This window comes from Methylovulum sp., from assembly GCF_028687615.1.
GTDB lineage: Bacteria > Pseudomonadota > Gammaproteobacteria > Methylococcales > Methylomonadaceae > Methylovulum.
The window spans coordinates 17,775-41,552 of sequence record NZ_JAQTZU010000025.1 but is presented as its reverse complement, the minus strand read 5'-3'; the positions used below and the strand labels follow the sequence as shown (position 1 = coordinate 41,552).

The 23,778-nt window shown below is 50.2% G+C and carries 21 protein-coding genes and 1 tRNA gene; all 22 read right to left on the bottom strand.

Annotated elements, in window-relative coordinates:
* Nucleotides 1–144: 144 nt before the first annotated feature.
* Complete coding sequence (locus PHH59_RS13770; RefSeq protein WP_300017249.1) at nt 145–360, bottom strand: type II toxin-antitoxin system RelE/ParE family toxin; 216 nt, start codon at nt 358–360, stop codon at nt 145–147.
* Nucleotides 361–380: 20 nt separating this feature from the next.
* The gene (locus PHH59_RS13765) at nt 381–578 is read right to left on the bottom strand and encodes a hypothetical protein (protein ID WP_300016112.1); all 198 of its coding nucleotides are present in this window, start codon (nt 576–578) and stop codon (nt 381–383) included.
* Nucleotides 579–657: 79 nt separating this feature from the next.
* On the bottom strand, nt 658–1,074 hold the full coding sequence (locus PHH59_RS13760) for a site-specific integrase (RefSeq protein WP_300017246.1): 417 nt from the start codon (nt 1,072–1,074) through the stop codon (nt 658–660).
* Complete coding sequence (locus PHH59_RS13755; RefSeq protein WP_300017243.1) at nt 1,016–1,873, bottom strand: integrase arm-type DNA-binding domain-containing protein; 858 nt, start codon at nt 1,871–1,873, stop codon at nt 1,016–1,018. The genes PHH59_RS13760 and PHH59_RS13755 overlap by 59 nt, the downstream gene beginning before the upstream one ends.
* A gap of 162 nt (nt 1,874–2,035) precedes the next feature.
* Nucleotides 2,036–2,123: transfer RNA gene (locus tag PHH59_RS13750), tRNA-Ser, on the bottom strand.
* Between the two features lie 143 nt (nt 2,124–2,266).
* A complete protein-coding gene (locus PHH59_RS13745; protein ID WP_300017240.1) occupies nt 2,267–4,165 on the bottom strand; it encodes an ATP-binding cassette domain-containing protein in 1,899 nt (632 codons plus the stop codon).
* 137 nt (nt 4,166–4,302) lie between these two features.
* The gene (locus tag PHH59_RS13740; protein ID WP_300017237.1) at nt 4,303–5,037 is read right to left on the bottom strand and encodes a DUF5765 domain-containing protein; all 735 of its coding nucleotides are present in this window, start codon (nt 5,035–5,037) and stop codon (nt 4,303–4,305) included.
* Nucleotides 5,038–5,228: 191 nt separating this feature from the next.
* A complete protein-coding gene (gene dnaE, locus PHH59_RS13735; protein WP_300017234.1) occupies nt 5,229–8,714 on the bottom strand; it encodes a DNA polymerase III subunit alpha in 3,486 nt (1,161 codons plus the stop codon).
* 118 nt (nt 8,715–8,832) lie between these two features.
* A complete protein-coding gene (locus tag PHH59_RS13730) occupies nt 8,833–9,708 on the bottom strand; it encodes a CPBP family glutamic-type intramembrane protease (RefSeq protein ID WP_300017231.1) in 876 nt (291 codons plus the stop codon).
* Entirely contained in the window at nt 9,708–10,436 is a 729-nt protein-coding gene (locus PHH59_RS13725) for a 16S rRNA (uracil(1498)-N(3))-methyltransferase (RefSeq protein ID WP_300017228.1), read from the bottom strand. Before PHH59_RS13725 ends, PHH59_RS13730 begins: the two co-directional genes overlap by 1 nt.
* A 96-nt stretch (nt 10,437–10,532) precedes the next feature.
* Entirely contained in the window at nt 10,533–10,988 is a 456-nt protein-coding gene (locus PHH59_RS13720) for a DUF29 domain-containing protein (RefSeq protein WP_300017225.1), read from the bottom strand.
* A gap of 82 nt (nt 10,989–11,070) precedes the next feature.
* On the bottom strand, nt 11,071–12,420 hold the full coding sequence (locus PHH59_RS13715; RefSeq protein ID WP_300017255.1) for an adenosylmethionine--8-amino-7-oxononanoate transaminase: 1,350 nt from the start codon (nt 12,418–12,420) through the stop codon (nt 11,071–11,073).
* Between the two features lie 240 nt (nt 12,421–12,660).
* On the bottom strand, nt 12,661–14,157 hold the full coding sequence (lysS, locus tag PHH59_RS13710) for a lysine--tRNA ligase (RefSeq protein WP_300017222.1): 1,497 nt from the start codon (nt 14,155–14,157) through the stop codon (nt 12,661–12,663).
* Nucleotides 14,158–14,203: 46 nt separating this feature from the next.
* The gene (locus PHH59_RS13705; RefSeq protein ID WP_300017219.1) at nt 14,204–14,758 is read right to left on the bottom strand and encodes a DUF4276 family protein; all 555 of its coding nucleotides are present in this window, start codon (nt 14,756–14,758) and stop codon (nt 14,204–14,206) included.
* A complete protein-coding gene (locus PHH59_RS13700) occupies nt 14,755–15,942 on the bottom strand; it encodes an AAA family ATPase (RefSeq protein ID WP_300017216.1) in 1,188 nt (395 codons plus the stop codon). Before PHH59_RS13700 ends, PHH59_RS13705 begins: the two co-directional genes overlap by 4 nt.
* 56 nt (nt 15,943–15,998) lie before the next feature.
* Nucleotides 15,999–17,097 (bottom strand): peptide chain release factor 2 gene (gene prfB, locus PHH59_RS13695; protein ID WP_300017213.1). Its coding sequence is split into 2 segments (ribosomal slippage): nt 15,999–17,021 and nt 17,023–17,097, totalling 1,098 coding nucleotides; the frame shifts between segments, so codons are not numbered across the junction.
* Nucleotides 17,098–17,248: 151 nt separating this feature from the next.
* Nucleotides 17,249–17,428 carry a hypothetical protein gene (locus PHH59_RS13690; protein ID WP_300017210.1) on the bottom strand — a complete coding sequence of 60 codons (180 nt, stop codon included), beginning with the start codon at nt 17,426–17,428 and terminating at the stop codon, nt 17,249–17,251.
* A 273-nt stretch (nt 17,429–17,701) separates the two neighbouring features.
* Nucleotides 17,702–18,457, bottom strand: coding sequence for a peptidase (locus PHH59_RS13685; RefSeq protein ID WP_300017207.1), 756 nt, complete (start codon nt 18,455–18,457; stop codon nt 17,702–17,704).
* A gap of 69 nt (nt 18,458–18,526) precedes the next feature.
* Nucleotides 18,527–19,324, bottom strand: coding sequence for a transglutaminase family protein (locus tag PHH59_RS13680; protein WP_300017204.1), 798 nt, complete (start codon nt 19,322–19,324; stop codon nt 18,527–18,529).
* A 63-nt stretch (nt 19,325–19,387) separates the two neighbouring features.
* Nucleotides 19,388–20,083 carry a mobilization protein gene (locus PHH59_RS13675; RefSeq protein ID WP_300017201.1) on the bottom strand — a complete coding sequence of 232 codons (696 nt, stop codon included), beginning with the start codon at nt 20,081–20,083 and terminating at the stop codon, nt 19,388–19,390.
* A gap of 206 nt (nt 20,084–20,289) precedes the next feature.
* Complete coding sequence (locus PHH59_RS13670) at nt 20,290–21,201, bottom strand: transglutaminase family protein (protein WP_300017198.1); 912 nt, start codon at nt 21,199–21,201, stop codon at nt 20,290–20,292.
* Nucleotides 21,198–23,768, bottom strand: coding sequence for a circularly permuted type 2 ATP-grasp protein (locus PHH59_RS13665; protein ID WP_366145488.1), 2,571 nt, complete (start codon nt 23,766–23,768; stop codon nt 21,198–21,200). The genes PHH59_RS13670 and PHH59_RS13665 overlap by 4 nt, the downstream gene beginning before the upstream one ends.
* Nucleotides 23,769–23,778: the final 10 nt, after the last annotated feature.

Genomic DNA, 23,778 nt, shown 5'->3' with positions numbered 1-23,778 from the left:
CCTTCAGCGTTTTGTATTTTTTCTCGGACGGCGTGCGTGGTCGTGGCTGTTCCGTGTAGTAGTTGCCCCATAGCTTTTGCTCCTTGAGTTTAGGATATAGTAAACCATTTAAATGCGGGACTAAACACTTATGCTTTATGAGGGTTAGCGGTAAATGTCTTTCCGGTGTCCGATTTTGATAATCTGGACAATCAGCCGCGTATCGAAAACAGAATAAACAATCCGGTAATCACCGTGCCTTATTCTGTAGGTGTGGTCTAAGCCTGATAGCTTTTTACAGCCTGATGGATAAGGGTTGCCGCTTAATGAATCAATCAACGGCGTAAGGCTTTGAATAATCGGCTTGGGTAAGCCTAGCAAGGCTTTTTGGGCGGATTTTTTTAACTCGACCTTATAAACAAGCCATGTTCGGACAATTCCAATTTTACTTGTTCCCACGGGGTGCTTTCCTCTTCGCTAATTTCTGCAATTGCCGCCAAGTCTTCTAGGTCTTCCATCAGTTCTTGATAATCAGCCATTGACAAAATAACGGCGGTCTTGTCGCCGTTAGCGTTGGTTATAAATTGGGGTTGGTTCATGATCTCACCGCCTATTTAGTAGGTTATTGGCCTTTATTATACGTCTCTGGACAATTCAAGCCACAAAAGCAATCCAGCATCACAGGGCTTTTTTAAACGGTATTACTTGCGCCCCGTTTTTGAGGCCGTCCAGATAGTCCGCCCATGCTTGCATCATATTCCGGCGTTCTGGCAAGTGTTGCGCCCGATTGTAGGCGGCTTTTACGCGGTTACGTTCGGCATGGGCAAGCTGGCGTTCGATCATGTCAGAATGGAATCCTTGCTCATGTAAAAGTGTGCTTGCTGTGGTGCGGAAACCGTGGGCGGTGTGCTGGCCTTGGTAGCCCATGCGCCGGATTGCCGCACCTATGGATTCGCGGCTTATGTGCTTTTCGCCGTTTTTGCCTTGGTTGCTGGCAAAAACGTATTGTTGGTTTCCGGTCAGCGGGTGAATATCCCTAAGCAAGGCGATTGCCTGAGTGCTTAACGGTACGATATGCGCGTCTTTCATTTTCATTTTGTCGTGGGCTTACGCGCCATTCCGCCGCGTCAAGGTCAAATTCTGTCCATTCAGCCGCAGCAAGGTTGGCGGGTCTGGCAAATATCAGGGGTTGCAGTTGCAAGGCGGTTCTGACCACAAAGTTGCCGCCATAAGAATCTATATCGCGTAGCAGTTGCGCCAGTGGTTTGGATTCGATGATAGCGGGATAGTGACCGCGCACGGGTGAAGGCAAAGCCCCGCGTAAATCCTGCGTTACATCACGTTCAGCCCTGCCCGTGGCGATACCGTAGCGTATGGCTTGCCCGATAAATTGCTTGGTTCTGGCTGCGGTTTCAAGTGCCCCACGGTCAACAATGCGCCGCAAGGTTGCCAGCACTTCCATAGCGGTTAAATCTTTCATTGGCCTGTTGCCTAACCAAGGGAATACGTCACGCTCGAAACATTCGCCAATGTGTTTACGGTGGCTTTCGCTACAGTTCGGCTTGGCTTGCATAAACTCTTTAGCAATGGCGGCAAAGGTGCTGGCCTCATCGCCCGCTTTCTCAATCTTGCGGGCAAGGCCGGGGTCTATACCGTTTGATTTTTGGTTACGGATAGTTTCAGCTTTACGTCTGGCATCGGCTAATCCGGTATCTGGATAAACGCCAAGCGATAAGGTTTTACGCTTTCCGTTAATGGTGTAATCAAAACGCCACCATTTAGCCCCGTTGGGTTTGATAAGCAGATAAAGCCCGCCGCCATCGTTTAATCGTTTGTCCTTGTCGCTTGGTTTTGCGCTCTTTACAGTAACATCCGCCAGTAATTCTTTAGCCATTGCAGTAACTCATAGTGGGGGAGTGCCTGTTACTGTAATACTTACTGCATAAAGTGCAAACTGTTACTGTATTTCGTTACACTTCGTTGGACAATAAAAAACCCGCTAAGCCATACAGCTTGCGGGTTTTTGTACTTCTTTGCACCTCGCTGGATGCCTGTTTGGCGGAGAAAGAGGGATTCGAACCCTCGATACGTTGCCGTATACACACTTTCCAGGCGTGCGCCTTCGACCGCTCGGCCATCTCTCCTGATCTGCTCTGTAGGGCTACAGATAGCCCGATAGAATAATGCAGATTGCCTTGTGTTGCAATCTGTTTTACAAATTTTTTAGCTTTATTAAGAACTTCAAGTCCGTTTCGGTTTTTACGCGCAACTAATTATGGCAATGATTTTATGCTTCGTCCGCCGCTTCCAGTTCATCCCAACGTTGGTAGGTTTGCGCGAGTTGGCTTTCCAGTTTTTTCAAATCATCCAAGGCCTTATTGACTTTATCCGGTGAGTTTTTATAAAAATCGGGGGAGCCGATTTGTTGGCTCAACGTGGCCTGTTGGGTTTCCAGTTTGTCTATCAATTCCGGTAACGCTTTCAGCTCCTGCTGTTCCTTATAACTGAGTTTCTTCTTTTTCGCACCAACACTGGATTCAATTGCTTGAATTGGCTGGTTTTTTTTGGCGGCTGGCGAGGCGGTTTGTGGTTTGTTTTCATTGTAGGCTATCCAATCGCTGTAACCGCCGATAAACTCCTGCACTTTGCTGGAACCGTCCAACACAAAGACACTGGTGACGACGTTGTCGAGGAAGGCGCGGTCATGGCTGACCAGCAATAAAGTGCCTTCAAAATTGATGAGTTTTTCTTCCAGCAATTCCAAGGTTTCCAAATCCAAGTCGTTGGTCGGCTCGTCCATGACGATCAGGTTGGCGGGTTTGGTGAACAAACGCGCCAATAACAGACGGTTTTTCTCGCCGCCCGACAAGCTTTTCACGGGCGAGCGGGCGCGGGCGGGTGGGAACAGGAAATCGCCCAAGTACGACATGACATGGCGTTTATTGCCGCCAATCTCAATAAAATCGCTGCCGTTGCCAACGGTTTCGGCAACCGTCAGTTCGGGGTCGAGCTGGTCGCGCAATTGGTCGAAATAGGCGATTTCCAGACGTGTGCCCTGCTCTACACTGCCCGTGTTGGGTTCGAGTTGTTTAAGCAACAGTTTCAACAAGGTGGATTTGCCCGCGCCGTTCGCGCCGATCAGACCGACTTTGTCGCCGCGTTGGATGAGCGTGGAGAAGTTTTTGATCAAGGTTTTTTCGCCATAACCAAAACTGATGTCTTTGACTTCAATGACTTTTTTACCAGAGGCATCGGCCCTTTCCAAAGCCAGACGCGCCGTGCCTTGGGTGTTGCGGCGTTGGGCGCGTTCTTCACGGAGTTTTTCCAAGGCGCGGACGCGGCCTTCGTTGCGGGTGCGCCGCGCTTTTACGCCTTGGCGTATCCAGACTTCTTCTTCGGCAAGCTTCTTGTCAAATTCGGCGTTTTGATTGGCCTCGTCTTCTAACGCGGCGGCTTTGCGGCGCAAGTAATCGTCGTAGGTGCCTTGCCACGACACTAGGTTACCGCGATCCAAATCAATAATCCGTGTCGCCAGTTTTTGTAAAAATGCACGGTCATGGGTGACGAACAATACTGCCCCTTGGAAAGCCAGGATTTGCTCTTCCAGCCACAAAATGCTTTCAAAATCCAGATGGTTGGTCGGCTCGTCCAACAGCAGCACTTCCGGTTCGATGACCAAGGCACGGGCCAAGGCGACGCGGCGTTTCCAACCGCCGGACAGGCTATCGACAATTAATTCGCCAGGCAAATCCAGCTTGCTTAAGGTGGTATCCACCCGTTGCTGGAAATGCCAGCCGTTATGGGCTTCGAGTTTATGTTGCAAATCCCCCAGTTCATCCAACGCCTTGGGATCTTCATAATCCATTGTCATCGTCAAGGCATGGTAGCGCGTGATCCAATGCCCCAATTCGCCCAGGCCATCGGCAACGGCATCGTAAATGGTCGCACCGTTTGGCAATTCGGGTGCTTGTTCCAGCCAGGCCAGACGCAATTCCGGTTGTTGCCAGATGTCGCCGTGGTCGGCATAAATATTGCCGGCGATGATTTTCATTAAGGTGGATTTGCCTTCGCCGTTGCGGCCCAGCAATCCGACCCGTTCGCCCGCATCAAGCTGGAAATCGGCGTTTTTGAGTAAAGCATGGGTACCAAAAGCGATGGAGACGTTGGTTAATCGTAATAAAGGCATGGATAAAATCTACAGAGGGAAGAAAGCAACCTATTATATAGAGTCGGTGGCTTTGAGGGATGTTGTTTTTCGGTGGCGTATCAATCAAGTGTTTTGGAGTACAAACCTGGGTTTGTACTCCAACCAGCTAAAGTAAATCAGGCATTCTCTTCCAAAGTCTCATCAGGCTGATAATCATAAACCTGGGCGGTGAAAAACTTTTTAAACTGCGGCATAAAGCTGGCGGTGATGGGGATCGAATAAAAACAATAAATCGCCCCCGCTTCGCCGGTGGTGACGCCAAAAAACCATTGCGGGAAATACAGGGTGAAAATCGCCATGACGAAATGGTAAGCCGCTATTTTTTTATTGTTTTTCCAAACAAAACCACTCAAGGCCAGGGCAAACAAGGAGCCATACATCACCAATTCACCATAGGCACTGGCGATGTTATAAGCGATATGGTATTTGCCGTTGCGCATGCAGGCGATGATATTGCCGATAAAATTCGATTCTTCGCTAAATAATTGCCAGTTAGTCGGCAGGAAACTGCATAAGATAAATATGGCACTTAAACCACCACCCAATTGTGCGGCACGTTTCAAGGCGGTCGGGTCGGATGAATACGTCGCCAACGCGGGCATGATGGCAAAAGCTTGTAAAGCGATGTGGTAAGTCGATAATTCGCTTAAGAATAAATTCGTGCCATAGCCGCATTGGTCAGCGACCGGATAGGCAAAATACTGGATAAATTCCATCAAGGAAAAATGGAAAATGGCATAGGCTCTGGCGGAGCGTACCCAAAAAGTCTCTTTTTTATCAAGGAAAGTAACACCTGAGGCGGCAATACCGACCACGCCCAGACCGAGTGACATAGTTGCGCTGAAACACATAAGTAACCCTATATTTTTATTTAGGTTGATGAGGGCAGTTAAGCTAGTCATTTGACTAAGGTGAGAGTATAAGCGGCGTAAGTGTCTGTTGTCGAGGGAGTGATGCTTTTCGTGGATTATCTACAGGCGTCCAATGCGGCGGACATTCGGGTGGCGTCTTTTATGCTGGCCCAGCCTTTCCGCCTGATGCCTCAACGATACTTGATGTCCACATTGTCCTTGCCAAACAAGGCGCGTAATTTAATCACCAACCCGTCACCCGCATTCACGCGCCACTCGTCACCTAGCCTTAACATGGCCTTGGCAACGGGCGATTGGTAATTCAGCTCTAGCGGACACTGCCCGCCTTTAAAATCCTGCAAAATGGCGGCAAGTTGGTTGATGGTCATTTGATCAGGCCCGAAAGCCGTCCACTGCACCTGCAATGACCTGGCAAACGTGGACCGGGCCTGTTCTATAGTGTAGATTTTCTCGACATTCAGGCGCAAGGCATTGGCATAGCTGTCGATAGCCAACGCACCTTCGGCGATCAACAAGGTGTCACGGACAAACACGTCGCGGTAACGTTCGTAAGTTTCGCCGAAAACCGTACATTCCAGACGTGCGGTGCGGTCGTCCAGCAGGACGGACACGATGGTCTTGCCACTTTTGGCCTGGCGGGCGCGGATGTCAACGACCAAGCCCGCCACCCGCCCTGAAACTGGCCCGCGCGAGCGTTCCACCGTATCCTGCATACTGGCAAGTGTGCCATTGGTGAATTGGCGCAATTCGGCGGCGTATTGGTCTATCGGATGCCCGCTCAGATAGAGTCCTAAAATAGCTTTTTCCGCGTCGAGTTTTTCCTTTTCCGTCCACGGTTCGACCAAGGTGCTGTAGGCTTCGGCATTTTCTGACTCTTCGTGATTGACCGCCAAACCAAACAAATCATTCTGCCCGGTCAAGGCCATTTTGCCGTGCTGTTCGGCGACGCGTAACACGGTGGGCAGTTCGGCGAAATGGCTGGCGCGGCAGGGATTGAATTCGTCAAACGCCCCCGCTTTGATCAAGGCTTCGAGGACGCGCTTGTTGACCTTGCGTAAATCCACGCGTTTGCACAAATCATACAAGCCCGTGAATGCGCCGTGGGTGTTGCGCTCGTTGATAATCACCTCTTCAACCGCCGCTTCGCCCACACCTTTGATTGCGCCCAAGCCATAAACGATATGGCCTTTATCATTGACGGTAAATTTATGCTCCGACAAATTGATGTCGGGCGGGCAGATAGTCAGCTTCATTTGCTGGCATTCTTCAATCAACACGACGACTTTATCGGTGTTGTCCATATCTGACGACAATACCGCCGCCATAAACGCCGCCTGGTAATGCGCTTTCAGCCATGCGGTTTGATAGGCGACCAAGGCATAAGCGGCGGAATGCGATTTGTTGAAACCATAACCCGCAAATTTTTCCATCAAGTCAAACACATAAGTGGCGATAGACTCGTCAATTTGATTGGCGACCGCGCCGGAAGTGAATTTCTCCCGCTCCTTCGCCATTTCTTCGGGTTTTTTCTTGCCCATCGCGCGGCGTAGCATATCCGCACCACCCAGCGTGTAACTCGCCAATTCCCGCGCAATCTGCATCACCTGTTCTTGGTACAAGATAACGCCGTTGGTCGGCTTTAAAATTGGCTCCAGCAGCGGGTGCGCGTATTCGGCCTTCGCGCCGTGTTTGACGTTGATGTAATCATCGACCATGCCGGATTCCAGCGGGCCGGGGCGGAACAAGGCCACCAGCGCGATGATGTCGTCGAAACAATCCGGCTTGAGTTTTTTGATCAGCTCTTTCATGCCGCGTGATTCGAGCTGGAACACGGCGGTGGTCAGGCCTTTTTTCAGCAACTCGTAAGTTGGCGGGTCATCGCGGGGGATGGTGGTGATGTCTATCGGTGCTTCACCCGCTTTGTGTTTTTGGGTGTTGATGGTTTGCAAGGCCCAGTCGATGATGGTCAGCGTCCGCAAACCCAAAAAGTCGAATTTGACCAAACCCACGGCTTCAACATCATCTTTGTCAAATTGCGTGACCAGGTTGCCGCCGCCTTCTTCGCAGTACAACGGCGTGAAATCGGTCAGTTTGGTCGGTGAAATGACCACGCCACCCGCGTGTTTGCCGACGTTCCTGACCGTGCCTTCCAAAGACAAGGCCATATCAATCAAGGTCTTGACTTCTTCCTCGTTGTCATAACGCTGTTTCAGCTCAGGGCTGTCTTTTAAAGCCTTGTCCAAGGTCATGCCGATTTCAAACGGCACCAGTTTCGCCAGACCATCGACAAAACCATAAGCAAAACCCAACACACGCCCGACATCGCGGATTACCGCCTTCGCCGCCATCGAACCGTAAGTGATGATTTGCGCGACATGGTCACGTCCATAATGCCCGGCGACGTAGTTGATCACCTCGTCGCGGCGGTCCATGCAGAAGTCAATATCAAAGTCGGGCATCGAAACCCGTTCGGGATTCAAGAACCGCTCGAACAGCAAATCAAATTCAATCGGGTCCAAGTCAGTGATTTTCAAAGCGTAAGCAACCAACGATCCGGCTCCCGAACCCCGGCCTGGCCCAACCGGAATCTGGTGGTTTTTCGCCCATTGGATAAAGTCGGCGACGATCATGAAATAGCCGGGGAAACCCATCGCGTTGATCACGTCCAGCTCGATGGTCAAGCGTTCATAATACGGAAGTCGGTTTTCCTCATCCGTGCCTTTGCCGATGGCGGGATAATGTTGCAAGCGTTCATCCAGGCCTTTTCTCGCCTCCGCCGCCATCAATCCGCCCAGCGTCATGCCCGCTGGTACGGGAAAATCCGGCAAGAAATTCTCGCCTAATTTCAAACTGATATTGCAACGTTTGGCAATTTCGACCGTATTCGCCAAGGCTTCCGGCAAGTCGGCAAACAAGACCTGCATTTCCTCACCGCTACGCAAATATTGTTGCTCGGTGTAATCTTTAGGCCGCCGCGTATCGTCCAACACGCGGCCTTGGTTGATGCACACCCGCACTTCGTGGGCGGCAAAATCCTCCTTATCAATAAAACGCACGTCATTGGTCGCCACCACAGGCAAGCCCGCCGCGATTGCCAAATCCACGGCGGCGGCGATGTAACGCTCTTCTTCCGGTTTGCCGACCCGTTGCAATTCCAGATAAAAACGCTGCGGGAACAGTCCGCTCCAGTAAGCCGCCAACTGCCGCGCCGCTTCCGTGTTTTCCGCCAACAAGGCCTTGCCGATGTCGCCATCCATCGCGCCGGACATAGCCAACAAGCCGGCATGATTGGCTTCCAGCCATTCTTTACGCAGCATAGGCACACCCAAAAGCTGGCCTTCCTGATAACTGCGCGAAATCAATTCGGTCAAAGTCACATAGCCTTGCTGGTGATTGACCAATAAAGTCAAACGGAACGGGCTGTCGGGTTCGTCAGGATTGAACATCAGCACATCGGCACCGGCGACGGGCTTAATCCCCTGCCCCATCGCCGCTTTGTAAAACTTGACCAGCGAAAACAAATTCGCATTATCGGTAATGGCGACGGCGGGCATGTTCAATTCCGCCAAGCGTTTGACCAACGGCTTAATCTTAACGATGCCGTCTACCAGTGAAAATTCGGTGTGGAGCCTGAGATGGACAAAAGCCGGGTGCATGGGATTGGAATGGTTAGATGGATAATGCAAAGCGGCCCATTATAACGTAGCTTCCCTGTCTGGGTGGCCTAGACGCATCCAATGAAAATGTGAGTTGGATTAAACATGAAGCCAGCTCTCAAAGCGCTTGCTTACCGCGTTGCCAAAACCAATACGCGAAAACTGCCAACAGCAACCAAGCCGTCACCAACGGCCCGATCACGCCATCATAAGGGCTGACCAAAAACGCCATGTCGGCATTAAAATCGGTGTTGAACAAAGTTTTATTCATTTTTATCAACCATACCCAGCAGGTATGGCAACCGATGCACAAACCCAAACTGGCTTCGCGCCCCGTCCTGAGCAAGCCCAGAAATATCCCGACCATCAGCAAAGCCAAGAATGCGCTCAAAATATCGGGGTTGAGCAGATTGGCGAAAGCATCGACTAAAAGGCCAAATGTGCTGGACAAGGTCAAATCCGCCGTCGGGATATTTTGGGAAGTTTTAATGAAATGCAGGCAGGCGTAATAGGCCGAGCTGATGATGACCGCCGCCGATACGGGCAGTTTTTTCAACAGCCCCGCCAATAAAATCCCGCGAAATAACGGTTCTTCAATCAAGGAAATTAACAACGAAAGCAATACGGCGATGCTGGATTTTTCTAAAAACCAAGCCAGCGTCCAGGCTTGTGATTCGTCCAAAACATTAATTTTCAAAATTGTCAAAACGATGAACACCGGCATCAGCGTGACAAAACCCAAGCCGAAACCTTGCCCTAATTGTTTGAAAAATAGTTTGCGTCCGGCAAAACCCAAATCCGTTTTGGTCAATTTCAGCCAGGCCATTGCCGGAAAAATGCTCAACACCAACAGCACTTGCGTGGTTTTGTTGATGGCTTTCTGCACAGGTAAACCGTCAAACACCTGCACGATGAAGAAACCGATGACACTGGCCAACACGGCGGCGAACAATAAAACCAACAACGGCACCAGCGCGTAAAACAACGTCCGCATCACTTAAAATCGCCCCACAACATCTGCACCGCCGCCAAGGCCGTCAACGAGGCCGTTTCCGTGCGTAAAATGCGCTGGCCTAAACGCACGGGGATAAATCCCGCCGCCTGCGCCAACTCACGTTCCTGCCCGGCAAAACCGCCTTCCGGCCCCGTCAACAAAGTCACTTTCATGTCTTCCGGTTGCAATTCGGCCAAGGACGTTTGTGCGTAAGGGTCGAGGAACACTTTCAAACCGTGTTGGTTATCTACCCAATTATAGAGCGGTTCTATGGCTGACAACGCCGGCAACACCGTCCGTCCGCTTTGTTCGGTGGCATGTTCGATGATTTTTTGCCAATGCAGCCAGCGTTGCGGTTTGGTTTCACCTTTAAACTGCACCACGCACCGCTCGGTCAACAGGGGCGTGATCTGGTTCACGCCCAGTTCCACGGCTTTTTGCACCGACAAATCCATCCGGTCGCCGCGAGAAATACCCAAACCCAAGGTGATATGCAGCGGCGATTCGACAGTGCGTCCTTGCCGTTGCCCCAAAGCAATCCTAACCGCCTTACGGGTGACTTCATCAATCCGGCACTGGAATTCGTTGCCATCACCGTTGAACAGGACAATCGCGTCATCAGTTTTCAGCCGTAAAACCGAGCGTAAGTAATGGGCGCTGTCATCGTCGAGTTCGACGGTTTGGCCTGGGTTTAGCGTCAGGGGGGTGTAGAGTCTGGAAACGCGCATGGTGCTTGTAAATAGTTAGGATTGAATGTGTAAGGATTTGGCTAAAATAACTTCCTTTAACTGCTAAAATGTACGCTCAACGTACCCTACACGGTTTCAATGGCTTTCAAAAAATTGCGGAAACCAAGTTTCCGACAAAATATTTTCAACTTCCCACGGGCATTGTTCAGAAAATTTTTCATAAGCGATGCCCGTTTCTTTTTCTGCCACATCGCGTGCATCATCCCAAGCGTCCGCCCACCACTCCGCATCTGTTAAGCAACTGTTTAAACTGGGTGTTTTATGCAAACGCCGCTTAATGCGCGCCCGTTGCGCCTTTATCGTCGCCCGCCAACTCGCGCCTTGACGTGCGGGCTGGTACTGCCATTTGAGCAGATGGCAAAGCAGCACCGCCATACGGCTTGCCAGTTCACGTTGCTCGCTTTTACCCACGTCTTCAATCTCCTCAGCGATGTGTTCAAGATCCAGCAAGTCAAATTTTTTATTACGGACTAACCACGCCTGCTCGTTGGCCCAAGCGACAATATCTTCTTCATAATTTACCGTTGCCATAGCATTCCTGATAGTTTTTCAGTTTTAGATAACAAACAAATCTTTACAGCATTCATTCTATCGCGTGTTGGTGTTTGGAAAATTAGTCTTTAACGGCATATTCTATGCCCTGACTAGCCACCTCGGCGAGCAATTCCAGTTCCGCTTCGGTAATGATATACGGCGGCATGAAATAAATGACATTGCCCAAAGGCCGCAACAACACGCCTTTCGTCAAAGCAAATTGGTAAACCTTTAAACCACGCCGCTCTTGCCACGCAAACGGCTCGCGGGTGGTTTTGTTTTTCACCAAATCTATCGCTAAAATCATCCCCGTTTGCCTTACTTCGGCAACATTGGGATGCCCATGGAAACGAGCCGCCGCCTCCGCCAATTTGGCAATCAGCCGTTGGTTTTTGTTGATGATGTCCTCTTGCTGGAAAATGCCGATGGTAGCCAAGGCCGCGCGACAGGCCAAGGCGTTGCCTGTGTAGCTGTGCGAATGCAGGAACGCGGTCAATTGGGTGTAATCCGCGTAAAACGCTTGATAAACCGTATCGGTCGTCAGCACCGCCGACAAGGGCAGATAACCGCCCGTCAAACCTTTGGACAAACACAAAAAATCAGGGCTGATGTGCGCTTGTTCACAGGCGAACAGCGTCCCCGTGCGCCCAAATCCTACGGCAATTTCATCGGCGATCAGATGCACGCCGTATTTATCACAGGCATCGCGCAACAACGACAAATAAACCGCATCATACATGCGCATACTGCCCGCGCATTGCACCAGCGGCTCGATGATCACCGCACACACCGTATCGGCGTGTTGTTGCAAGGTTTGCTCCATCAGCGCGAAGCGGCGCGTGGAATACTCCGCCCACGTCTCGCCCGCTTCCCGATAATAGCAATCCGGCCCCGGCACGGTGATGACGTCCATCAGCAAAGGCGCGTAAGTTTCTTTGTACAGCGCGACATTGCCCACCGCCAACGCACCCAAGGTTTCACCGTGGTAACTGTTTTCCAAGGTGATGAACTGGGTTTTTTGGGTTTGCCCACCGTTGCGCCAATAATGGAAACTCATTTTCAGCGCGACTTCCACCGCCGCCGAACCATTATCGGCATAAAAACAGCGGTTCAGGCCAGCGGGGGTGATGTCCACCAGTTTTTCGGCGAGTTGGATACCGGTTTCATGCGTGAAACCGGCAAAAATGACATGCTCCAAGGTATCCAATTGCTCTTTCAGCGCGGCGTTGATTACCGGGTTGGCGTGGCCAAACAAATTCACCCACCACGAGCTGACCGCATCCAAATAACGCTTGCCGTCAAAATCCTCCAGCCAAACGCCCCGCCCCGATTTGATTGGAATCATCGGCAGATTTTCATGATCTTTCATTTGCGTGCAGGGATGCCATAACACGGCGAGGTCGCGTTGGGCTAAGATTTTGTTATTGATTGGGTTTGTTGTCATGCGGGGATGAAAGCAGATCAATCGTAAGTCGGGTTACGATTGCATGGACAGATAGTTGCTCCTGCACTATCTGCATTTCCCACATCCATGTGGGTCATGCAGGAGATAGGGCAACGTAGGGGGCAGTTGCCGAGCGAAAAAGCGTAACCCGACATTCTTTTACGCCAATTACGTCGGATTACGCTTCGCTAACCCGACCTTGTGCTGAAAGGTGAGCTAAACAGTTTAAATCTTAGGCCGCATGTGCGGAAACAACAATACATCGCGGATGGATGGCGAATCGGTGAACAGCATCACCAAACGGTCAATGCCTATGCCCTCGCCTGCCGTTGGCGGCATCCCATGTTCCAGCGCGGTGATGTAATCGGCGTCAAAGTGCATGGCTTCATCATCACCCGCTTCTTTTTCTTCAACCTGTTTCTGGAAACGCACCGCCTGGTCTTCGGCGTCGTTCAACTCGGTGAAGCCATTGGCGATTTCGCGGCCGCCAACGAAAAACTCGAAACGGTCGGTGACATGCGGGTCGTCATCGTTGCGCCGTGCCAAAGGCGACACTTCCACCGGATAGGCGGTGATGAACGTCGGGTTCATCAGCTTGCTTTCAACCGTTTTTTCAAAAATCTCAATCTGGATTTTGCCCAGGCCGTAACCGTCTTTGACTGGAATACGCAAGTTTTCCGCCACTTTTACCGCCGCTTCACGGGTTGCCAAATCATCGGCAGTCAAATCCGGGTTGAAATGCAGGATGGATTCAACCACAGTCATGCGCTCAAATGGTTTGCCGAAATCGTATTCCTCGCCTTGATAGTTGATGACGGTGTGACCGACCACTTCTTCGGCAATGCCGCGCAACATGGCTTCGGTCAAGTCCATCAAATCGTGATATTCGGCGTAGGCTTGATAAAATTCCAGCATCGTGAATTCAGGGTTGTGGCGGGTCGATAAGCCTTCGTTGCGGAAATTGCGGTTGATTTCAAATACGCGCTCAAAACCGCCGACCACCAAGCGTTTCAGATACAATTCCGGCGCGATACGCAAATACATATCCATATCCAGCGCGTTGTGGTGGGTGGTGAACGGACGCGCCGTCGCGCCGCCAGGGATGACTTGCATCATCGGCGTTTCCACTTCCAAGAACTGGCGTTCGGTCAAAAACTGGCGTATGTAGGCGACGATTTTCGAGCGGATGAAAAAGGTGTTGCGTGATTCCTCGCTCATAATCAAATCCAGATACCGTTGCCGGTATTTGATTTCTTGGTCGGCAATGCCGTGGAATTTTTCCGGCAACGGGCGTAAGGCTTTGGTCAGCAAACGGATGCTATCGACTTTGATGCTCAATTCATCGGTTTGGGTTTTGAACAACACGCCTTCCGCACCGATGATGTCGCCAATGTCCCATTTTTTGAACTGCTCGTTGTACAAGCCTTCAGGCAGCGCGTCGCGGGTCACATACAATTGGATTTTGCCGGACATGTCTTGGATGTGGCAGAAACTGGCCTTGCCCATCACCCGGCGGGTCATGATGCGTCCGGCGATTTTTACCCGCAACGGTTCGGCTTCCAGCTCTTCTTTGCTCTTGTTTGAGTATCCCGCCAGCAATTCGCCAGCGATAACATCACGGCGGAAGTCGGTAGGAAAAGCGATGCTGTGTCCGCGCAACTCATTGAGTTTACTACGGCGTTGGCGGATTTGTTCTTGTTCGTCTTGTTGGATTTCGGACATGGTTGTTAATTAGATATTAAAATGTGGAATGTGGTTAAAATAAAGTTTAGTCAGTGCTTAACAAGCGATTGACTCCACTAATGAAGCAGTTAAAGCTATGGGAATGATTTTGCTTGATGTCCATGTAAGCGGCAATCTTTTTTGCCCCGCTCACTTTACGGTAGCCTTTAACTAATTTTTCTAATTCTTCTGAGGCATTCGCTAGTTTATCGGGTTCTTTGAATTTACTTTTTTGTTGTTGCAAGGAGAGTTTATTGATTCCAAATGCTTTTTCAACTGCCGCCAAATCGCCCAGCAACCAAGCCTCCAATTCATGGCACGCAATACGCACCAAACTGTCTCCGCGACCTGCTTGCACACACAAATCCACCAGACGTTTTTTAATTTCCAAACAATCCGCACCGTCTTTATCTCGCACAATCACAAAATTTGCTGGTGTTCGCCAAGCTTTTAATTTGTGGGGAGTCGATTTTTCAAGGTCTTGCTTGCCTTCGTGGGCAATGCAAATAAAGCTGGTTTCGGGCGGCAAAATTTTTGGCAACAAAACCTCAAGCAATACTTTCATGGATTCTTCCTCCAACAAAAAAACCAATTGCTTCATTGCGGATTAATCCCCGTAAACAAGCCTTGCTTCCACAATGCACCAGGAAGGTCGCCTTCTTGTACTAAATTAACCAATAAAGCATTTTCACTTGCCCGCTCAATAACTGTGATGCCTTGCTTTTTTGACAAACAGAAAATTTCATTCAGTTTAATATGGTTCAACACATCCGGCGAATGGGTTGAAATCATCACTTGCCCACCTTTGTCAGCATAATCCCGAAACTCTTCTACCAAGCCGCAAAATAAGCTTGGATAAAGCTGGTTTTCCGGTTCTTCCACGCACAATAACGGGTGCGGATTGGGGTCGTGTAGCAGCAACAAATAAGCAAACATTTTTATTGTGCCGTCTGAGACATAACGGGCAATAAAAGGATCTTTGAATGAGCCGTCCTGAAACCTTAAAAGAATCCGTCCATCTTCGGTATCAGTCGCTTCCACATTGGATACACCTGGAACGCGTTGCGCCATCTTTTCTAAAATTTCGTTAAAAATCGACCGATGGTTTTCATACATAAACTGGGCAACTAATGCCATGTTTTCGCCGCGTGTTGAAAGATGTTCGGCATAGCCAGTTTCCTGGCTAGGGCGTGCATCACCAATATGAAAATCAGACACATGCCAGCTTTCAATTAATTTACGAAAACTGTTGGCCGCTTTAAATCGTTGAAACTGCCCCAAGCCTTTTAAGGCAAGAATATCTGGAGAATCGACAGTTTGTTCTTCTTTTGTCTCTTGAGACTCTTTATCTTCATAGCTACTTTCGTTAGTAATCGCCATCCCTGAACCCTTCTTAAAATCCAAAAAATGCCAAGGTTGGCCTTTTGCCCCTCTTCGATATTTAAGAACTTCGCGCTTAACGACGGGTTGATTATTGTCTAATTCAATGGTTAGGGAATAAGTGACCAAAGGGCTATGTGCTCTATCATCATGTTCACGAAATTTAATTTCAATTTCAATCGGGCCATTCTCGCCCCTTGTCACCACCTCTTTGTAACCACCCCGCTTTTGCAAGGCAACACGGACATTATCTTGCAAGGCATCGCGTAAAAAACCAAAAACATCAAACAAAGTTGTTTTACCCGTGCCATTTGCGCCTATAAAGACAGAAATGGCGGGCAAATTAGATAACTTAATTTCCCTAAAAGCTTTAAAGTTCTTAACACGCAATGCTTCTATTTTCATAATGGTGCTATTACCTTGAAAAATTTAAGCGGAAAAATCACTGGATTTACTATCAATCACAACCCACTCTTCAAACTAGCCTCAATAAACTGATCCAAATCCCCGTCCAACACCGCTTGGGTATTGCCGGTTTCCACGCCCGTGCGCAAATCCTTAATCCGCGACTGATCCAGCACATAAGAGCGGATCTGGCTGCCCCAACCAATATCAGACTTAGTGTCTTCCAAGGCTTGCGCGGTTTCGCTGCGTTTGCGCATTTCCAGCTCGTACAATTTGGCTTTCAGTTGCTTCATCGCCGTGTCGCGGTTTTTGTGCTGCGAGCGGTCGCTTTGGCATTGCACGACGATGCCGGTGGGGTTATGGGTCATGCGCACGGCAGATTCGGTTTTGTTGATGTGCTGGCCGCCCGCACCACTGGCGCGGTAGACATCGACGCGTATATCGGCGGGGTTGATGTCGATGGCGATGTTATCGTCGATTTCGGGGGAGACGAACACGGACGCAAAGGAAGTGTGGCGGCGGTTGCCGGAATCGAAGGGGGATTTTCTGACCAAACGATGCACGCCGGTTTCGGTGCGCAACCAGCCAAACGCATATTCGCCTTCAAAGCGGATGGTGGCGCTTTTGATGCCCGCGACATCGCCGTCGGATTCTTCGATCAGCTCGGTTTTAAAGCCTTTGCGCTCGCCCCAGCGTAGGAACATGCGCTCGATCATCGAAGCCCAGTCTTGTGCTTCCGTGCCGCCGGAACCGGATTGGATGTCCAAGAAGGCGTTGTTGGCATCCATTTCGCCGGAGAACATGCGCCTAAATTCCAAATCGGCGACGCGTTTTTCAAAACCGTCCAAGTCGTGGATAACGGTATCGACCGTGTCTTCGTCTTCCTCTTCCACTGCCATCAGCAGCAGTTCTTCGGCATCGGTAAGGCCGCGTTCCAGTTCGGTGATGGTGTTGACCACCAGTTCCAATTGCCCGCGTTCTTTACCTAGGGCTTGGGCTTCTTCCGGTTTGTCCCAGATTTTCGGGTTTTCCAGCTCGCGTAAGACTTCGACTAGGCGTTCAGATTTGTTGTCGAAGTCAAAGATACCTCCTCAGCGCGTCGCCACGGCTTTTGAGGTCGGCAATTTGGTTTTTGATCGGGTTTATTTCTTGCATGGTGTGTTTTTTATCCTGATAGCACCGCTAGCTGCATGGCAACGTAAAGCGGCTGATCTTAAGCATTTAAAAAAAGACACCGATTATAGCCTATTTCAACTGCCCGTTGACACCCAACGCAACGGCAGTTGACGTTTCGGATCAATTCGGATCAATCACGAAAATCCCAAAGATGAAATGATTCGATTGGGTTTTGATAGATGATGGGCGGTTTTTTTTCCAACCACTCATCCAAGACATATTCCAAACCATAAAAACCATGATGTCCAAATGCTTGATCCATAGATTCGATAATGTTGTTGCCGGTGTTTTCAGAATTTTGTTGCATCATTTTGCTTACCTTCTCTTTGCCGTTGTCAGTCGCTTTCCTTTCAAGAAAGCATGTTCCGTGTCCTGGAGTACAGCATGGAACTTAGCGGCTGAACGGCGGCTGAAGATAAAACAACAAAATGTGGCGTGGAATAGATTTGTGTTGCTCTTTGTTGCCTTTATGCAACTTAGTGCAAAACCGGGTACAGATTTTACGGCTGGATGGGTTTAAGAATTTGGGTCTAACTTGGTTTCTATATTGCGTATTACATACCTTGTGAGGGCTACGAAAAAATCAAAGCTCAACCCGCATAGTCTTGATAGTGCCTTTATTTAACGAAGGCAAGGCGGCGATGGCTTCGCGCAGTTTAGTTTCCCAATTACGGCGCAGTTGCAGCATATAATCGTCGCCATCATCAAAACAATAATATTCGTTAAAATCGAAGCTATCTTTACGGTAAACCAACATTTCCACGGGGGCGCCGACGCTGGCATTACTGCGGATGGTCGAATCCATTGAAACGAGGCAACAACGCGCGGCTTCGTCTATAGGGGTGTCGGGTTTGATGAAGCGGTCGAGTATGGGTTTGCCGTATTTGCTTTCGCCAATTTGTAAAAACGGCGTGTTCGCAGAGGTAGTGATGCTGTTGCCTTCGGCGTAAACCATGTACGCGCCATGCGGTTCATCACCGATTTGTCCGGCTAAAATAAAAGTCGCAGAAGGGTTGAACGCGGATTGGCCTTGGGTGCTGAGATGCTGTTTTTGTTTTTCGACGCTGATATGGCCTAAATAATCAGCCGCTTCGGACAAGCATTCGACGGTGTTGATATTGATTTTGGCATTTTTGATCTTATCGCGGTGCATTTGCTCCAAAACTGCCTGGGTGGTGGCAAGATTGCCGGCACAAAGCATAACGATTTTTCTATCCGCATGGCTATTGAACGCGTGCATTTTGCCGTGCGTACTGACGTTATCAATGCCGGCATTGGTCCGGGAATCGGAAACCAGTATAAGTCCTTCGTTGATTGAAGCTGCAATACAATAAGTCATAGTTATTATTTTTCTATGGAACATTCAAAATGACCGCCATTTTAAACGTTTTCAGATGGAATTGCGCCATCAATTCATGGTATTACCCAGATATTCAACGCGCACGACCATGCTGGTCAGGATGGCTCCTGAGCCAAACTGATGAAAAACCGAGACATCGGCGGCATCACGGCCAAAGGCGATAATCACGCGGCCTCCAAATAATGTGTTCTGCGTCGAATCAAAAGCGTACCAATGGCCGCCGATGTAGGCCTCAAACCAGGCGTGCAAATCCATCGGTTGCAGGTTATGCAGATAACCGACGACGATACGCGCCGGAATGCTGATACTGCGGCATAAAGCGATACCCAAATGCGCCAGGTCGCGGCAAACGCCGTAGCCGCGCTGGTGGATTTCCGTGGCGGATAAGGGAAAATCGCTGGAACCGGGCAAATATTGCACCGTTTGGCGCACCCATTCGGCAATGCAATGGACCTGGTCGTAGCCTGGCTGGACATGGGCGGTCAACTCCCTTGCCAGCTCGCCGAAGCGGTCAGATTCGCAATACCGGCTGGGCAGCAGAAACGGCAAGACATAATTTGGCAAGTATTGGATTTCAACAAAATACGCGCCAGGTGCGATATCCAGATGGTCGGCAACGATCACCTCGGCCGAGGTGTAAATAAGGAACTCGCCTTGGGGGGCGACCAGCCGCTGGCGTGAATTCCCGTAGCTATCGGTGCTTTCGGTGACGGCCACCCCGGGTTTGATGGTATAGGTTTCGCGGATAATCCATTGCCGGATGCCACGGAACGGGCGCAACATCAATATCAATGCCGCCGCATCATCAATTTGGAAGCACAGGTTACAATTGACTAAAAGCTTCATGACCGATTTGCCCATTACCCCACCAGACAATTTAACCGCTTCCGGCGAAAATTATTGGATGGCTCAAACACCGAGCACATCAAGTTGGCTATAAACATGGTTCAACCACATTTTTACCCGTTGCCGGTCCAGCAGATTCAGTGTGTTAAGATTCTCAAAATCGCGGTTTCTGGCAGCCCAAAAACTGGAGTTGTTACCGTCAATTTTAGTCATGATCGGCGTATACAACCGCTTTAAGGCCATCACTTTGGCCCCCATGTCCAGGGCGCGGTCTTTGACTCCGGAAAACTCCAACAACCGAAAATCTTCATCCCGCAATTGGTTTTGCACCAGGACGTAATTCAGTTTTACACCATAATGGTCGAGAAGTTTGCCCAGCAATTCGACGCTATCCTTGCCGGAATCCATGACATTCCAGTAAACCAGGGTAATGCCTTCTTCTTGCGCCAATTCCAAGACACCGGATTCGTCTATCCACGTGGAAAGCAAATGATGGGTTTGTGCCGCCAGATCGACAAGGACGCGTTGTTCCGGTTTGGCGACGGCGGTTTCAATGATGACATCCAGGCTTTGGTAATCTTCAATGACGGTCGGTGACGCATAATCCGCATAAAACCGTAGCAAGGCGCCATGTGACCGGTCAGTATCAAAACCGATGAACGGGATATTGCTGTCAATCATGTATTGCGCCAATATCCTGGCGACGACCGATTTGCCCACGCCGCCTTTTTCGCCGCCAATAAAATGTATAGTAGCCATAAATCCTCTGTTTAAGTTGTTGAAAAATATCGTTAAATATAGGTATTGTCCACGAAAGACCCAATGCGGAACGGGGGATGCAAAATCCTGGGATTTGTTACCCGTTCTTCGAGTCCTTGCATTATCCTGACACGCTGTTTTGTCGTGTTTTTCACTTCGTGGCCTACGAGTCGTGGACAAAAACCGTTAAAAAAACCAGCAAGCCATTAACCCTCGCCATCCAGCCGCAACACATCCACCGACACCGACAAGGTATGATGCCCGCCGCCAAAAGCGATGCCTTTAAGCGGCGTGACATCGGCATAATCACGTCCCCAGGCCAAGGTGATGTGTTGGTCATGCGGCATTTTGTTGTTGGTCGGGTCAAAATCCACCCAGCCAAACTCGGGGACATAAACGGCAAACCAGGCATGGGACGCATCCGCACCAACCAAACGCGGCTTTCCAGGTAGCGGTAGCGTTTCCATATATCCGCTGATATAACGGGCGGGAATCCCGAAACTACGCAAACAAGCTATCGCCAGATGGGCAAAATCTTGACAAACACCACGCCGATGTTCCAACACGTCAGATAAGGGTGTGGCAATCGTGGTAAACGCCGGATCATAAATAAAATCGTGGTAAATGCGTTGCGTTAAATCCGCAACCACATCCATCAACGGGCGGCCGAATTGGAATGAAGGCCTCGCATAATCGGCCAGCTCCGCTGTTGCGGTGATCATCGGCGAATCCAGCACATATTGTTTGGCATCCAACAATGCCTGCATTTGTTGGCGCGTCAAATCTTGGCTGTAAATGCTCTGGATCAAATCCCGTGCCTGTTGCCAGCTAATTTGTGGCGCAGGGGCGTTGCCCTGTTGTCCGGGAAATAAACTGACTTCACTGACGGCGGTGACAACCAATTGCCTATGCGGTTGCTGGATGGCGAAATAAACCAGACGGTTGCCAAAAAAATCGACCAGCTCACGAAAATCCATCGGTGTCGGGGTAATCTCAAGATGGCTGGTTTCGCAATATTGCCGCCAATAATCACGAGGCTGTAGACGCGCTTCATTCTGACACAAACCGACCGCCTGGCTGTAATTGTAAGTCGTCGTATGGGTGATCCGATATTTCACAGCTCCTCCTCCGACACGGTGTTGGCAGTCATTAACTGCGAGGTTTGCGAATGGCTGAAATAAGCCCTGGCTATGGTGTCGGCGATGCGCCATAACAGTTCGGTAGTCGCCGCCAGCAAGGCTTCAAGTGCGCTATAAATACCTTCATCATCGTCAACTTTAAGCAAATCGGCGACGTTGCTTAGGCGCATATCGGTGTATGCCTTGAGGATCAAACGTTCTTCTTCGCTTAACTGATGCTTGCCGCGTTCCCTAGGCAAGGTGCTGATATGCTCGGACAACAAGCGCAATTGATAGACGACTGACCGTGGATGGGTTTCGTCCAGCAACAGCAAATCCAACACCGCCGACAACTCGATAAATGAACGGTAGCGGCGCTGATAAATCGTCAAGCTATCCGTTGAGAACAGCACGGCTTCCAACACCTGGTTTTGCACGGCGGGTTCATGCCGTTGCACCACCGTGGCGCGTAATAAGGAAATCAGCGCCAAAGCCCGCTCCAAACGCCGCCCGCTACCCAACATCAACCACCCTGCTTCACGCGTCATACTTTCGCCGGTCAAACCAGTGAATGCCACTACGCCGGTGACCAGCTCATCCAAATGGCTTTGCAAATGCTCAATGGCAATATCGCCATTGACCACCCGTAACTGCCAGCGATATTGGATATTGTCGACACTGCGCCAGGTGTCTTGAGACCACAAATCACGGATATTATAAGCCGATTGCACCAAAGCATGGATATTGGTGGCCAAAGAGCCAGGGCGCTGGTTATCTTTGGCGAGGGACAACAATTCTTTTTGCGGCTGCTCCAGGCAATCGGGATGGCTGTTGACAAAACCCGGATAAGTCATCGTGACATGGGTCACGCTATGCAGCAAGGCCGTCAAAGCCGCAGTGTCAATGTCATCTTTAAATTCCAGCATATCTTGAAATTTCAGCAAGACGGTGCGCAACAAACGCGCCACCGCTTCGGTGCGTTCTGAATACCGGCCCACCCAAAACAAATGGTCGGCGGCACGGCTGGTCAATGGTTCGGTAATCGCATCCGGCACAGGCCGGTTAGCCCGCGTCAATACCGTTTGCGCTTGGCTAGGCCCGGAACCCAGCACCCACGTATCCTTGCTGATCCCACCAGCTTGGTTGGAAACGGCAAAATCGTCTTTATCATGGGCGACGCGGGTCAAGCCCCCCGGCATGACCAGATACTCCTCGCCGTTGGCGACGACAAAATTACGCAACACCGCCGTGCGCGGTTCCATGCGATGGTTGATGAACGCCGGAACCGTTGCCAGACTCACTTGTTCCTGACCGACATATAAATGCGGTTTGGCTAATATCGCCCCGCGCAAGGACGCTTTTTGTTCACTGCTTAGTGTGCTGCCGACAAAATAATTGTCATCTTTACGCCGGTTAATGGGCTTGATGACCAGATGTTCTAGATTTTGCAGGACGAAATCACGTTCACGCTGCTGCCCGCACCACCAAGTCGCCACCGAAGGCAAAATCAGGTCTTCGTCCAAGAAATACCGCGCCAATTTGGGCAAAAACGCCAGCAAACCGGAATTTTCCAACACGCTACTGCCCAAAGGGTTGGCGATGGCGACATTGCCGCGCCGCACCGCTTCCAACAATCCGGTCACGCCCAAGCGGGAATCAATGCGCAACTCCAAGGGATCGCAAAACGAATCATCGACACGGCGCAAAATGACATCGACATGTTGCAAACCTTCCAGCGATTTCAGCCAGACATGACCATCACGCACCGTCAAGTCATCGCCTTGCACCAAGGTATAACCCAAATAGGAAGCCAGATAGGCATGTTCAAAATAGGTTTCGTTAAACGGCCCCGGTGTCAGCACCACCACGCGCGGATTGTCTTTGTTATGCAGGGCGATATTCGCCAAGCCTTTGCCAAAGCCTTTAAAAAAACCCGACAAACGATGCACTTGGGTATCGCGCAATATATCCGGCAATACCCGCGTCATCACGGTACGGTTTTCCAGCGCATAACCGGAGCCGGACGGGGCTTGGGTACGGTCATCCAACACCCAAAACCGGCCTTTGGAACCCCGCACCAAGTTGGCGGAATAAATCGTCAGTTGTCGGGCCTGACTTTGTAAAGTGCCGCAACACGGCTGTAAAAAGCCCTGATGGGCGAAAATCAGCTCAACCGGCAGCAAGCCTTTTTTCAGTAAAGTCTGTTCACCGTAAATATCCTTAAAAATCAAATCCAGCAAATCAGCCCGTTGTTTTAAACCGGCTTCTATCACCGTCCATTCTTCATTGCTGATCAATAACGGAATCGGGTCTAGCCGCCACGGGCGGGTCAGTTTTTGGGTGTCGCCGTAAACATTGTAGGTGACGCCGTTTTCCCGTAGCAGACGCTGGGCTTCGCGGCGGCGGCGTTCGATTTGCTCGCTGCCCATCGTCTCCAAGGCTTTGATGAAATGTTGCCAATACGGCAAGACCTTGTGCTCGGTCGCCACCATTTCATCATAGACACCCAAACGGGTTTCGTAATATTGCACGCCTATATCATTGGCTATTTCAGTTGTGCTACGCACCCTCTTGACC

Excerpts from the sequence above, each read along its gene's own strand:
- PHH59_RS13765 (WP_300016112.1), bottom strand. The coding sequence starts at position 578 with ATGAACCAACCCCAATTTATAACCAACGCTAACGGCGACAAGACCGCC.
- PHH59_RS13685 (WP_300017207.1), bottom strand. The coding sequence starts at position 18,457 with ATGACTTATTGTATTGCAGCTTCAATCAACGAAGGACTTATACTGGTT.
- PHH59_RS13690 (WP_300017210.1), bottom strand. The coding sequence starts at position 17,428 with ATGATGCAACAAAATTCTGAAAACACCGGCAACAACATTATCGAATCT.
- PHH59_RS13680 (WP_300017204.1), bottom strand. The coding sequence starts at position 19,324 with ATGAAGCTTTTAGTCAATTGTAACCTGTGCTTCCAAATTGATGATGCG.
- PHH59_RS13700 (WP_300017216.1), bottom strand. The coding sequence starts at position 15,942 with ATGAAAATAGAAGCATTGCGTGTTAAGAACTTTAAAGCTTTTAGGGAA.
- lysS (WP_300017222.1), bottom strand. The coding sequence starts at position 14,157 with ATGTCCGAAATCCAACAAGACGAACAAGAACAAATCCGCCAACGCCGT.
- PHH59_RS13725 (WP_300017228.1), bottom strand. The coding sequence starts at position 10,436 with ATGCGCGTTTCCAGACTCTACACCCCCCTGACGCTAAACCCAGGCCAA.
- PHH59_RS13730 (WP_300017231.1), bottom strand. The coding sequence starts at position 9,708 with ATGCGGACGTTGTTTTACGCGCTGGTGCCGTTGTTGGTTTTATTGTTC.
- PHH59_RS13705 (WP_300017219.1), bottom strand. The coding sequence starts at position 14,758 with ATGAAGCAATTGGTTTTTTTGTTGGAGGAAGAATCCATGAAAGTATTG.
- PHH59_RS13760 (WP_300017246.1), bottom strand. The coding sequence starts at position 1,074 with ATGAAAATGAAAGACGCGCATATCGTACCGTTAAGCACTCAGGCAATC.
- PHH59_RS13755 (WP_300017243.1), bottom strand. The coding sequence starts at position 1,873 with ATGGCTAAAGAATTACTGGCGGATGTTACTGTAAAGAGCGCAAAACCA.
- dnaE (WP_300017234.1), bottom strand. The coding sequence starts at position 8,714 with ATGCACCCGGCTTTTGTCCATCTCAGGCTCCACACCGAATTTTCACTG.
- PHH59_RS13745 (WP_300017240.1), bottom strand. The coding sequence starts at position 4,165 with ATGCCTTTATTACGATTAACCAACGTCTCCATCGCTTTTGGTACCCAT.
- PHH59_RS13675 (WP_300017201.1), bottom strand. The coding sequence starts at position 20,083 with ATGGCTACTATACATTTTATTGGCGGCGAAAAAGGCGGCGTGGGCAAA.
- PHH59_RS13720 (WP_300017225.1), bottom strand. The coding sequence starts at position 10,988 with ATGGCAACGGTAAATTATGAAGAAGATATTGTCGCTTGGGCCAACGAG.
- PHH59_RS13740 (WP_300017237.1), bottom strand. The coding sequence starts at position 5,037 with ATGTGTTTCAGCGCAACTATGTCACTCGGTCTGGGCGTGGTCGGTATT.